Here is a 12,851-nt window from a genome sequence, read left to right on the forward strand (position 1 = left end):
TTTATCCATTTTATGTTTTCTGTAAATTTTCATGATTGAGCATATTCTGTACAGATCTTCGTTCCATTATATACTCTATGATGCCATTGGCAATTTCTTCATTATCCGTTACTACAACATCAGCACCTAAATCAATGAGATATGTTGTTTCTATGTCGGATAATGCATGTGTGATTATCTGGATATCTTTCTTCATATTCCTTATATTAACGATACATTCTCCTACTTCAATGGTGCTTAGCATTGTAATAACAACTTTATCTGCATTACTTATATTTGCTGCGTTCATTATTTCTTGTTGAATGATATTGCCGCAAATAGCCTCAAAGCCATCTGCAATCGCTTTATCAGAGAGGCGTTTTGATTCTTCTACGATCACTATAGGTTTACCTCTATTTATTAAAGATAATGCAACACACTTACCAATACGACCATAGCCAATAATTACGATATGGCTATTTTTTAAGGTCATCGGCAAAAAATCTTGGTCAGGATCTTGTGGATCAATATCAATAATTGTTTGGGTATTTTGTGAAGATGCAGAATTTTTTTCTAGACGTTTTTTAATTTTATTACAGGCAATGAAAACAAGAGGATTGAGCAAAATAGAAAAAATTGCTCCTCCAAGAATTAAATCATGAGCGTCATTGTTTAAAAGTCCTAAGCTTAAACTTAAACCAGCAAGGATAAAGGAAAATTCTCCGATTTGGGCAAGGCTTGCAGAAATAGTCAAAGCTGTTGCATTAGAATAGCGAAAAGCCTTAACGATGAAAAAGGCAACAGCAGATTTTCCGATTACGATAATGAATAAGGTTGCTAAGAGAGGAAAAAAATGAGTTAAGAGTTTCTCTGGGTCAAATAACATGCCTACAGAAACAAAAAAGAGAACAGAAAAAGCATCGCGCAGTGGTAAAGATTCTTCCGCGGCACGGTGGCTTAATTCTGATTCGCTCATGACCATACCAGCAAAAAAAGCACCAAGAGAAAGAGAAACACCAAATAAATGAGCGGCTCCAAAAGCCACTCCTAATGCAATAGCAAAGACGCTAAGACGAAATAATTCACGTGATCCCGATTGTGCGCTCATTTTTAAAAGCCATGGGATAACGCGTCGCCCAATGACGAGCATAAGTGCAATAAATACAATCACTTTCAGGATGGTGAGACCAAAAATACCCCAAATACTTAAATCCAACCATTGAACAAGAGGATCCAACGCTTCTTTTTTGGTGTTGCTGAGGGCACTTGCCAAGGAAGGGATGAGGACAAGTATAAGGACCATTGCTAAATCCTCAATAATCAACCATCCAACGGCAATGCGTCCTTTTTCTGTTTCAATAAGATGACGCTCTTGCAAAGCACGTAGAAGGATAACAGTACTTGCTATGGATAAAGCAAGGCCGAAGATCAAACTACCACCGAAGCCCCATCCCATAATCAAACCAAGGCACAAACCTAGAAAAGTAGAAAATGCCATTTGTGCAATAGCAGCGGGGACAGCAATAGCTTTGACAGATAAAAGATCTTTTAATGAAAAGTGGAGCCCAACACCAAACATCAGCAAAATAATACCAATTTCAGCAAGTTGATTAATGATGACGGAATCTATTTTAAATCCGCCTGTATTGGGTCCCACAATAACACCGGCTAACAAATAGCCTACAAGTGGTGAAATACGCAAACGGCTAGCAATCATTCCCAAGAGAAATGCTAAACATAAACCTGCAACAATAGTTGTGATAAGTGGTGTGTCGTGGAGCATGGATTATTTACTATTCTTGATCAAAAAGCGAATGAATGAAAATGACTATATTTCTATGAGAAGAGAAGCGAAATGTATCATACGTATTAAAGGGCATTTTTATTTCACTTTGGTATTTGCACGATTATTTCGCTCACGCCACCAATTTCCTAGCAGGAGTAAAATAGGAGCAGCAATAAAGATAGAGGATGATGTTGCAATAATAATCCCAAAGACCATGGGCAATGCAAAATTATGAACAGCACTTCCACCCCATATCGCCATGGGGAGCATAGCAAGAATTGTTGTGGCTGATGTAAAAAAACAACGTACAAGAACCTGATTAATTGACAGATCAATCAGCTCGCGCAACGGCATTTTTTTATAAAGACGCATATTTTCGCGCATCCTATCATAGACGACAACTTTATCATTTATAGAATATCCAACAATTGTTAAGAGTGCAGCGATAGCCGTTAAATTAAAATCAAATTGAAATAAAGCAAAAAAGCCAATCATTTTTGTGGTGTCTAGAATGAGAGTGATAATTGCTCCAATAGCAAAGAACCATTCGAAGCGTAACCATATATAGAGAGACATGGCAATAGCCGCAAGGATAACAGCAGTAAAAGCAGCTGTGGCAAGCTCGCCTGAAATTTTGGGACCAACAACTTCTATTTGATCGAATGTGGTATCGGGATAGATATTTTGTACAGCTGTTTTGACCTTATCAATGGCGATGGTTTGTTGTGCTTCGCTACCGCTTTGTTTCTGCATGCGAATTAATACGGTGTTTTCGTTATCAATATTTTGCAAGGTAACTTCACCAATATTAAGAGTAGAAAGCTTGGAACGCAGAGTTGCTAGATCTGCTGGTGCTTTCGTGGTAATACTCATTTGGCTTCCGCCAATGAAATCAATTCCGAAGTTCAATCCAGGCTTAAAAAAGAGAAAGACTGAAGCCATTGATAAAACAATTGAGACGCCAATACCAATGAAACGTGCTTTCATAAAGTGGAAAGTTGTGTTTTCTGGCATGATGTTGAAAGCAGAGTGAATATGCAATTTTTTAATTTTCCATTTACGAACGATCCAAATCATGATGATGCGTACAATGGTGATATTTGTAAACATGGAGATGATAATACCAAGCAACATTGTTACGGCAAAACCACGAACGGGACCGGTGCCAAACCAAAATAGTAAGACAGTCGCTATAATTGCCGTAACATTTGCATCAACAATGGTTGCAAAAGCGTGTTTAAATCCACGATCTAGGGCTGCAAAAGCACTCACACCTTTTCGACTTTCTTCACGGATACGTTCATTGATGAGAATATTAGCATCAACGGCAATACCGATGCCTAAAATAATACCAGCAATACCAGGTAGCGTAAGCGTAGCTCCCAAAAGACTCAGTGCAGCAAATGTTAAAATCGTGTGCAGAGCTAGTGCTATATTGGCAATTAATCCCCAAATGCGGTAGAGAAGAAAAATAAAAATTGCAACAAGAATAAAGCCAATTATGCCGGTGTAAAGTCCCATTTGGATGGCATCAGCACCAAGATTTGGACCTACGGTTCTCTCTTCAATGACCGTGAGTGGTGCGGGGAGGGAACCAGCACGAAGCAGAGCAGCCAGAGTTGAGGCTTCTTTGGGGTCAAAGTTTCCTGTAATTTGACCTTGTCCATTGGGAATGACACTATTGATGGTAGGAGCGGTTAAAACCTTATTATCCAGAACAATGGCAAAAGGACGGTTAATATTTTGTCGTGTTATATCGGCAAATATTTTTGCACCAGCGGAATCTAGAGTAAATGAAATAATGGAACGCCCTGGTATTTGGGGGTCAAAACCTGCACGGGCATCTTTCAGGACATTTCCATCTAAAGCGATTTGATCATAAATTGCATAGTGTTGTGTTGCATCAGTATATCCAGGAAGAATAGAAACACCTATAGGGGGATTATTGGGGTCCACATTAGAAGGAACAAGATGAAAACTCATCTTAGCGGTTGTTCCTAAAAGATCACGTAGTTGTTTTGGATCTTGTAGTCCGGGCAATTGGACCATAATACGATCATTTCCGACCTTTTGGATGGCTGGTTCTGAAACACCAACTTGATCTATACGGCGACGGATGATTTCTAAGCTTTGTTCAATAGCATTGCTTACACGGTCTTTTATACCAGCTTCCGTTAATGTGACGCGGAGAGTTTCATTTTGAGCACTGATCGTGATGTTATGTTCTGTTGTACCAAAGCTACTGTGTATGGGGGTTATTAATGTTTTCAAAGCAGAGAGTGCTTTTTCAGTTTGCGATGGATCAGAAATAAGGGCAATAATACTATCTTCAACGATACGCACACTTGAGGTGCGGATTTGTTTTTCACGCAATACATTGCGTACACTGCCTAAAACTATGTGTAACTGATCGCGTTTTAACGTTTTGCTATCAACTTCGAGCAGGAGAGAAGAGCCTCCTTGAAGGTCAAGACCAAGTGCTACACGGGTGTCGGGTAAGAATTTCGAGTTTTTAACTTGTTCGTATGAAAATAAATTGGGCAAGGCAACATAAATGCTGCTTAAAAGAATAAAACAATAAAGGGTAGTTAACCAACCAGGTGTACGCATGATATATTCCGCTAATAGGCAATCTAACAGTTATTCAAAGTTAAAAGCACAAGTAAAATAAGATGATCGTTTTATAATTCAAGGAAGAGAATTTAAGTGTGTTCATTAGGAGGAGCGCGTTTATTTGAGAAATATTGCGTTTTAACGCTAAGAAATTGTGTATCAATAGCTGGAATCTTTATTAAAAAGAAATCCAATGTTAGGATTTTTTGAAAGGTTTTCGTAAAAATAGATTCTGTATGGAGTATTACAAGTTTTTTGTTTTCAGTTATGGTAACATTCAACTGATCACACTTATTGTGTAAATTAAATCTATTCGTTTTAATGATATTATTGGTGTGTGATTGTTTGATTAAATAAGCACGCGTTCCTAGGTTGCTCGTCAAGAATACACCTAAACTGGATAGAAAAATCCAAGTTGTCAAAGGAAGAAAATTTTCTTTTTTGCAATAGAGGTGCAAAAAACACATACTAGAGTGCCTTCTTTAATCTTATTGAGTTCAGCTTATTTATTATCCTTTTCTCTTATTATCAGTATTATAGGATAAGGGAAAGCTTTTATAAGATTATTCTACAAAAGTTGAAAATATCTGTTTTATACCATATTAGAGAGGGGGGGATAGAATCCTTTTTGTGCGCATAAGGTAGATATGTATTCATTTTGTAGAGAAAACATCCACATACTTTTCCTTCTTTTGGGGATTACCTTTGTATTTAATTCTGGTGCATGGGGGAATAGGGGGGCACAAAATACAATTGTCGAACAAACAATAGATTCTTATTCAGTTGATGAAATTATTCAACAACAACAGTTGATTATTGAGACTCTTGAAGAAAATAGTGAAACTTTAAAAAGAGATTTTGACAGAAAGTCAGAAGATGAGCGTTCTTTAGAAGAATTGCGGTTACGTGCACAAGATATCAGTGAACGTGCTATTGAGGCAGCATTTGTTTTGCGTCTTCCTCTTAATGAGATTAATACACTTCTTGATCAATTAACGGAGATCCATCGTGACGTAAAAAAACTGAAAAGCTCAGTGAAAGAGTATTCTTACTTGATAGAGCAAAAAGCTAAAATTAACAGTATCATGCTTCGTTTTGAAGAAATTTTCTTAGCGGCAAATAGAATAGCTGAACTTTCTATTTCTCAATCTCGGGAGCTTTTTAAACGCACGCTTACGTATAGGCTTGAGTTTTCGATTCCGATGGTTAAACAGCTCGCCCAAAAAACAAAAGAGGCCTCATCAGATTTTCTTTTGTTGTTAAATTCTTGGTGGAATTTTATATTTTATTTCAAGTTGTTACAACTATTTCTTTCCTTTTTAATTCCACTTTTTATCACTTTGGGTCTTTCGTATTTTTCTCGAAAAGTTCTTGTTCATGTGTATTGCCACTTTAGGAAGTCTAATGAGGAAATATCTTATTTACAACGCTTATTGATCGCCTTTATTTCAGTTTTCTTACCTTCGCTTATATGTACTTTTTGCGTTTATCTTGTGTTGTTTTTGTTTCGTAGTTTTAACTTAGATCTAGGTAAGCTTACAACAGTTTTTGATATGATAGGTTGTCAGATTATTTTAGTGTTTTTAATCAATCGCTTAGCAATTGTTCTTTTATCTTCGAATATGCTCCATGCGCGTCTTCTCAGTATTGCACCATCGTCTGCTTATCAATTAGTGATTTTACTCACTTCTTTAGCGGGTGTGTTGGCATTTGATGCTGTTCTTAATAGTATTTATCAAATTATTTCAGCGCCTCTATCTTTGACAATTGCTAAAAGTTTTATTGCTGTTTTTCTTGTAGCGATATTGCTGTTTATAATATCATTTGTACCTTTGCGATTTAGACGTAAGCGTTTTCAAGGAGAAAAAAAAGAACCATACTTTTGGCCATTTTATATACGCATTCCTCTTATTGGCTTGGGGTTACTGCTCTTTGTGTTGAATCTTTTAGGTTATGTTGGTCTTGCACGTTTTATTATGCAGCAAATTATGATTGGTGGAGCATTTTTAGTTCTCATGTATTTAGGAATACAAAGCGCTCAAGAACTTGGAACTAAAGGCCAATTTATGAAAACAACGGTTGGTTATCTTTTGATGCAGAGGTTTCATTTAGAAGAAAAAACGATGAATCAATTGGGAGTTTTTGTGAGCGTTTTTCTCAATTTATTTGTTGTTGTATTTTGTGCAATGCCAATTGCTGTACAGTTTGGATTTTCCTATTCTGATTTGAAAGCAGTATTGTGGCAATTGGTTACTGGTTTTCAGATTGGAAATATTACTCTTTCTTTGATTTCTATTATAACAGGAATTATTTCTTTTTGTGTTTGCTGGTTTCTTATTCGCCGATTTATTGGTTGGTTAGATAGTGTGGTGTTGGTTCATGGAGAGTTCGATTCTGGTATACGTAATTCTATCAAAACAGTGATAAGTTATGGAGGCGTTGTTGTGTCTGCTTTGACGGGATTGTCAATGGCAGGTTTGGATCTTAGAAATTTCGCTCTTATTGCTGGAGGACTTTCACTTGGTATAGGTTTTGGTTTACAGAATATTGTCCAAAACTTTGTCTCTGGACTTATTATTTTAGTTGGAAGACCATTTAAAATAGGAGACTATATAGAATCTGGATCAGTAGGTGGTGTTGTTAAGCGTATTAGTGTGCGTGCAACGGAACTTGAGACCATTCAGCGTAAGACGATTATCATTCCCAATTCAAGCCTTATTAATAACAACGTTAGTAATTGGACTAGACGTAATAAAGTAGGACGAATTGATATACCAGTTACTGTATCATCTAAAGTTGCTCCAGAGCATGTTGCTGAAATTTTGTTGGAGATTGCTTTTGCGACAGAAGGCGTTTTAAAAAATCCTACCCCGCAGGTGAGTTTTACAGCATTTGATCATAAGAGTTTTTCCTTTAATTTAGCTATTTATGTACCTAATATTACCTCACCTTCTCATGTAACCAATGCTCTTCGATTTGTCTTATATAAGCGTTTTGCTGAGGAAGGAATCTTAGAATGCTGAAATATATTTATGCTTTGATTACAGTTATTCTGTTGAATATTTTTACCATAACAGCTTTTGCCGCAACAGTGAAGAATACAGATTTAAAGGTACAATCTCTCGTTGTTATCGAGGGAAGTATACCTTCAAAAGTTTCTTTAAATACTCATCAAACAATTACAATTTGTATGAAGGGATGTTTTATAACTTTTCCTAATAAAGACCGTTTTGCAATAAAGGCAGATGATAATATAGAAATCAGTCGGGGAAGAGCAGTTTTTAAATAAAATGATTGAGAATTTTTATTTGGAGACAAGATTTAGAAGGATAATGATATTGTCGTATTAATAATCTCATCCTTTAGAAAATGGTAGAAAAAAGGTATGATTTTAGTATAAAATGGGTGTATTTTTTAATACTATGTAGAATCTACAGTATGCATTTTGGATATAATAATATTGAGGTATTTATAATATTTTTAATGAATATCGATTTTTTAAAAAATAGTTACATCACTTTTAGAATTTTTCTCACGAAAAAAGGTGTAAAATATACTATTTTGTGATTTTTTTTGCGTTTGTTTTGATACACAATGTTTTATATTTCATCATTTAAAAAATATAATAAGTATTTTTATTAAATATTTATTATTTGGAGTATTCATTGTTCTAATATTTTAAAATTTATTTGATAATATTAAATTTTGATGTAAAGATATATTAATCTAGTGATAGATTTAAATGTAACTATAAAGGAGTACATGCGATTTTGCAGCATAAGAATTTATAAAACTTTGTTTTTCTAAATGTGATTTTTGATTATATTTAAATTTAGCAATGGGGTATAATTTTATGAATACAAAATTTATAACAGCATCTGTTTTTTCTTTAATTTCACCTTCTATAGTACAGGCTGCAGATGTGGTGGCTCATGAAGAGCCAGTACATGTTGCCTCAGAAGTTGTTGCTTCTTCACCTTTTTCTTGGGCAGGCATTTATTTCGGGGGGCAAGTGGGTGGCTTTTCAAGTAAGACTTCTGCGATAACGCGTGATGTTAATATTCCTCTCTATCCTGATGAAGAGAGTAAAAGTAAACCATGGATACCCGTCGAGAAACAGTATATGCCTGAGCTTTCTGGATTTATGGGTGGTTTTTATGCGGGTGTTAATTTTGATCTCGGTAATAATTTTATTGTGGGGATTGATACGGATATTCTTTTAACGGAAAAAAAGGATACAAAAACAAGATTTCAGGCTGATGAATCGAGTGTTGGTGGCCCTGGCACTGGTGGATCGGGTACTGAAGGATCGGGTACTGAAGGATCGGGTACTGAGGGATCGGGTACTGAAGGAGCGGGTACTGAAGGAGCGGGTACTGAAGGAGCGGGTACTGAAGGAGCGGGTACTGAAGGAGCGGGTACTGAAGGAAAAAGTCGAAAAAGGGCAAAACTTGTCAGTAGACAGGGTAGAGGATTGTCTCGCTCTGTTGCAGAGGATAAAGACAGTTTAACTTTTAATCATACGTTAAAACAAAAATGGACAGGTGCTACACGGGTGCGTGTTGGGTTTTCTGCGGGGCGTGTGATGCCTTATATTGCTGGTGGTATTGCTTATGGACAGTTTCAAGATATTTTGTCGACAGTAATTACGGGAGGTGAGCCCTTTAATAGGACATCGGATGCAACAAAAACGATGATTGGTTATACTCTCGGCGGTGGTGTTGATTTTGCAATGACAGATCATCTTGTTGTGCGTGCGGAATATCGTTACTCAGATTTTGGTAAAAAGAAATTTAAAGACGAGATTGAAGTTAAGTATAAGACGAATGATTTTCGCGCAGGAATAGCTTACAAATTCTAGTTGTGTAGGATAAAGGAGCTTAAATTTAAGAGGTCCTATCTCTTTGATAGGGCCTTTATTTTTTTTATGTTATGCATTGTAAATGCTATTTTATGGTGAAGAAAGGGTCTTTGATTTTGAGTGATGATGAGGAGATACGAAAGAATTATTAAAATTCTTAATTGTTAAAAATGAAAATTCTTTGGTTCACAAGGTATAGTTAAAATATTTATTTGCAAAGAAGGAATGATTCGTTTTTTGTATTATTACGATTATCACATGATAATATCGTTATAGCGTTAAAAAAGTAAACTTAAAGATAAAATTTCTATCTAAACAATTAGAAGATAAAGAAAATTCAACATGGCATTACGGTGCGCTCTTCCAAACTCACGGGCTGCTCTCACGGTCAACAGTTGTTTCGCGTAGTCGTTCAAGTGCAATCTTTTCGCTTTCAAGCGCAACTTGCATCCGCTCCAGTTCTATCTTGTATTCATTGGCTTCATCTGTGGAGGCTTATTTTATCTTTGTCTGCGGTTGTCCATCAGGCGCTAAAAGTGAAGAAGGGCGCTTTGTTGGATTCTCATTCCAGATGGCTGTTGCAAGAGCTTCATTGATAGAACCATCTTCAAAAAGAGCCTCATCAAATTTACCTGTTTTAAATCGTGAAACAACCGTATTAGGAGAGACACGCATCTTTTTCACAAACGTACGAACCGATATGCCCTGCCGTTCTTTTTTATTCATAGTTTTTCTATTTTGAATGGTTTGTGCGAATTATTGTACACTTTAATTTTATTGATGGTGTTATATTTTTCGTGTACATAAAATATGTGAAGATAGTGTAGGATGGACCAAAAAGAGCTTTAAACATTGATAAACATAAGCCTGATTTTGCTGATGTTATTTACTTTGACTGGGAACATGCTCTTATTGATGCACACATTCAAAACGCATGAAGGCTATTGGACATTTTGCTGATGGTATAATGGTTGTTGTTTTTGCAAAGCTTGGCAATGAAACGATATTCATTATCAGTTTTCGTCAAGCTAATAAAAAAGAAAGAGAGGTTTTCAATGACTATCAAAAAAAACTTTGAAACAGGATGTGGCTACACAAAAAAAGATTGGGATGCTGTGGATTCCCCACCACTAACAGATGAAGAACTTGCACGTCTAAAGCCAGCTAAAGATGTTTTACCACCCTCCTTTTTTAAATATGTAACAGAAGAACGCCGTAAACGTGGGCGTCCACCAGTTGAATCTCCCAAACAAGCGGTTACTCTACGCCTTGACCCAAATGTTATTGCCTCTTTTAAGAAACAGGGGAAAGATTGGCGCATGCGTATGGGGGAAGTCATAAAAAAAGCAAGCGGTTGCTAAACAAAACCACTTCCCCATTTTTGAGAAAGGGGGGATTTCTGTTTTTTACTTATGCAGCTTTCATGACAGATCTTTCTAAGACCTGTTTTACTTCTTTAATGAAAGCTTTATAATGTTCAAGTTCTTTTTCGAGTCCATTTGCATCTAACAAACGCCTCATCATCAACCCTAAGATTTCTCCAACACCGGCAGTTTTTTTAACACTCATAAGAAAATAATTCATAATCAACAGATTGGCTTCTCAACTTTTTCTCGCATTCAACAAAATAGCGACATGCTTGACGTCCTTTCTTATTGCGTTCAACCATTGAGAGCTCTTTTGCCATATCTAATGTAAGGTGATAATTAATTGTTGTAACAGCCCTAGATTTTGCGCTTCCCAATTTTTGAAACCGCAATCTTGTGTTTTTATGAAATCTTTTCCTTCTTCAAACTCATACTGATTAATACGATCTGTAATCCAAGTAGCAAAACGTTTTCCTATTCCCATAAATGTATGCAACTCGCTTGCGTTTACTGTTTGGACAGCTTCCTGATCAATAACCTGTTCTCTAATTTCTATGAGATTGTTCATAAAGAACTCCTTGTGGTTAGATGTTTTTGATTGACACTCAATAAAAGGAATATTTCCTTTTGATGCTACAGGGTTCTTTCAATTTTTACGCCGTTTCTTGTTGCGACAGGGAAAAAACAACTCACATTGAAGAAAGGAACGCGTATAACCTTGGCATTAGGCAATGATACTTTGGTTGCAAGTTATACGGCAGATACAAGAATAAGCGTTCCTTCTCTTTCGGTCATATAAAATATAATACTAAAAAACTCAATAAAGTCAATACGTTGTGTGCAATTATTTTATAAGAATCCACTTAAGAATCCATACTTTTATGCATGATTCATTTGACCATTTTTTATATAAGATTGCCATGTATGAATAGACCATAAAAAGCTAATCATGATGCAAATATTATAACGCATGTGTGCATTCAGACGAAATGAAAAGCCGATATCACTCATAACAGTTTATAAATTTTATGATACGTTTTTATCACAGCACAAATTACATTGTTAAAAATTTAGTCGTTTGGAATATCGATAACATACGTTTAAAGATCACATCTTGTTTTAATGATTGGATTGTTAATCGCATGATAAAAACATAAAATTACAGTTCTCAAAATTGAGAAGCGTAAAATCTAAAGATGTTATCGCAACATTAGATTATCCTATAAGAAGGTAATCATTTAAAACTTTTATAAGCTTATAGGTTTAATTTATAAAGATTGCATAAAAGGATTTAAAAACAAGATTACTTTTAAAACGCTTTCTAAAAGTTTAGAAAATGATAAGTAATCAGCATAAATATAATATCATGACATATAGAATGAAAATCACAATGTTATGTCTTATGAAAGAGAAAGCTTTTTAATGATATAACGCAAGCAAGAAAAATTTAAAACCGTTGTAACATCATAAGGCATGGGATTTTACTTAATTTTGCTAGCCAAATATAGAGCGATTAATTTGCAAAGAATTTACATTTGAGTGCAAAATGAAAATACGCTTATAAAAGCTTTTCTAAATGCACGTTTAAACGTTTGAAACTGATGTTTATAACAGTTTTTAAAGTCTTGCGTTTGATAAAATCGGTTGTTTATTGTCTTATGAGAGATTGTTTTGAAAACCAACGCTCGTAAATGTAAAAAACGGGCTTTGTTAAAGCTACCAAGCGTTTTGATAATGTGCTTAAGATAAAGACGTTATGATTGATACGTTTGATAGCCATAAAAGCGTTTATAGGCTCTGTAATTCAAATGAGTGATTAAAGATCATCGCACCATTTACGTTTCTTTTGATAAGTTTTCATATCTCTAATAGAGCGCTTGCAATATGATACGTTTTGTATATATGCATTCATTACTCCATGTGGATGATTCATTTTAATCATTAGAATAGACATTTGAAAGTCGCGTCATATTATTTGGCACGGCTTTTTTTTATTTTACTCTCTCTTTTATGATATGTTTATAGAAATGCATTTTATATGCGTTTATAACCATAAAGAAGGCACGCCCCATGCGTGTTTTTATTCTGTTTTATCAGTTATATTGACAACATTATCCCTTTCATACACCTCACAATTTTTTGGAACCAACCTTACTTTGCTTTTTTTATTGATTTTTGCATTGCCATAAGCACGCCCCCAGATCGTTGCACAATATGAGATTTTAGCATTGCCATAAACAGAGCC

Annotated in this window: 7 protein-coding genes and 2 pseudogenes; 4 read left to right on the top strand and 5 right to left on the bottom strand. The window is 35.4% G+C overall.

The window, feature by feature from the left end; genetic code table 11:
• Positions 1 to 10: 10 nt before the first annotated feature.
• The 3 genes from ybaL to ACFIKQ_RS07510 all read right to left on the bottom strand — a co-directional run bounded on the left by ybaL (position 11) and on the right by ACFIKQ_RS07510 (position 4,845).
• Positions 11 to 1,762, bottom strand: coding sequence for a YbaL family putative K(+) efflux transporter (gene ybaL, locus ACFIKQ_RS07500; RefSeq protein WP_375656205.1), 1,752 nt, complete (start codon positions 1,760 to 1,762; stop codon positions 11 to 13).
• Positions 1,763 to 1,861: 99 nt separating this feature from the next.
• Positions 1,862 to 4,375: a protein translocase subunit SecD gene (gene secD / locus ACFIKQ_RS07505; RefSeq protein WP_375644680.1), complete on the bottom strand. Its 2,514-nt coding sequence runs from the start codon at positions 4,373 to 4,375 to the stop codon at positions 1,862 to 1,864.
• A gap of 92 nt (positions 4,376 to 4,467) precedes the next feature.
• Positions 4,468 to 4,845, bottom strand: coding sequence for a hypothetical protein (locus ACFIKQ_RS07510; protein WP_375656206.1), 378 nt, complete (start codon positions 4,843 to 4,845; stop codon positions 4,468 to 4,470).
• A 180-nt stretch (positions 4,846 to 5,025) separates the two neighbouring features.
• On the opposite strand from ACFIKQ_RS07510, the gene ACFIKQ_RS07515 reads away from it, so the two are divergent.
• The 3 genes from ACFIKQ_RS07515 (at position 5,026) to ACFIKQ_RS07525 (ending at position 9,239) form a co-directional block, all read left to right on the top strand.
• The gene (locus ACFIKQ_RS07515; RefSeq protein ID WP_375656207.1) at positions 5,026 to 7,401 is read left to right on the top strand and encodes a mechanosensitive ion channel domain-containing protein; all 2,376 of its coding nucleotides are present in this window, start codon (positions 5,026 to 5,028) and stop codon (positions 7,399 to 7,401) included.
• Complete coding sequence (locus tag ACFIKQ_RS07520) at positions 7,395 to 7,667, top strand: hypothetical protein (RefSeq protein ID WP_375647414.1); 273 nt, start codon at positions 7,395 to 7,397, stop codon at positions 7,665 to 7,667. Before ACFIKQ_RS07515 ends, ACFIKQ_RS07520 begins: the two co-directional genes overlap by 7 nt.
• Positions 7,668 to 8,231: 564 nt before the next feature.
• A complete protein-coding gene (locus ACFIKQ_RS07525) occupies positions 8,232 to 9,239 on the top strand; it encodes an outer membrane protein (RefSeq protein WP_375656208.1) in 1,008 nt (335 codons plus the stop codon).
• A 332-nt stretch (positions 9,240 to 9,571) separates the two neighbouring features.
• Here the strand turns inward: ACFIKQ_RS07525 and ACFIKQ_RS07530 are convergent.
• Positions 9,572 to 9,965 (bottom strand): annotated as a pseudogene (locus ACFIKQ_RS07530) (hypothetical protein); the annotation flags it as partial.
• Positions 9,966 to 10,294: 329 nt separating this feature from the next.
• On the opposite strand from ACFIKQ_RS07530, the gene ACFIKQ_RS07535 reads away from it, so the two are divergent.
• On the top strand, positions 10,295 to 10,600 hold the full coding sequence (locus tag ACFIKQ_RS07535; RefSeq protein WP_375656209.1) for a BrnA antitoxin family protein: 306 nt from the start codon (positions 10,295 to 10,297) through the stop codon (positions 10,598 to 10,600).
• Positions 10,601 to 10,649: 49 nt separating this feature from the next.
• Here the strand turns inward: ACFIKQ_RS07535 and ACFIKQ_RS07540 are convergent.
• Positions 10,650 to 11,174, bottom strand: a pseudogene (locus ACFIKQ_RS07540) (antA/AntB antirepressor family protein).
• Positions 11,175 to 12,851 lie beyond the last annotated feature (1,677 nt).

This window comes from Bartonella sp. MR63HLJHH, assembly GCF_042194155.1.
Taxonomy (GTDB): Bacteria; Pseudomonadota; Alphaproteobacteria; order Rhizobiales; family Rhizobiaceae; genus Bartonella; species Bartonella grahamii.

Excerpts from the sequence above, each read along its gene's own strand:
- ybaL (WP_375656205.1), bottom strand. The coding sequence starts at position 1,762 with ATGCTCCACGACACACCACTTATCACAACTATTGTTGCAGGTTTATGT.
- secD (WP_375644680.1), bottom strand. The coding sequence starts at position 4,375 with ATGCGTACACCTGGTTGGTTAACTACCCTTTATTGTTTTATTCTTTTA.
- ACFIKQ_RS07510 (WP_375656206.1), bottom strand. The coding sequence starts at position 4,845 with ATGTGTTTTTTGCACCTCTATTGCAAAAAAGAAAATTTTCTTCCTTTG.
- ACFIKQ_RS07515 (WP_375656207.1), top strand. The coding sequence starts at position 5,026 with ATGTATTCATTTTGTAGAGAAAACATCCACATACTTTTCCTTCTTTTG.
- ACFIKQ_RS07520 (WP_375647414.1), top strand. The coding sequence starts at position 7,395 with ATGCTGAAATATATTTATGCTTTGATTACAGTTATTCTGTTGAATATT.
- ACFIKQ_RS07525 (WP_375656208.1), top strand. The coding sequence starts at position 8,232 with ATGAATACAAAATTTATAACAGCATCTGTTTTTTCTTTAATTTCACCT.
- ACFIKQ_RS07535 (WP_375656209.1), top strand. The coding sequence starts at position 10,295 with ATGACTATCAAAAAAAACTTTGAAACAGGATGTGGCTACACAAAAAAA.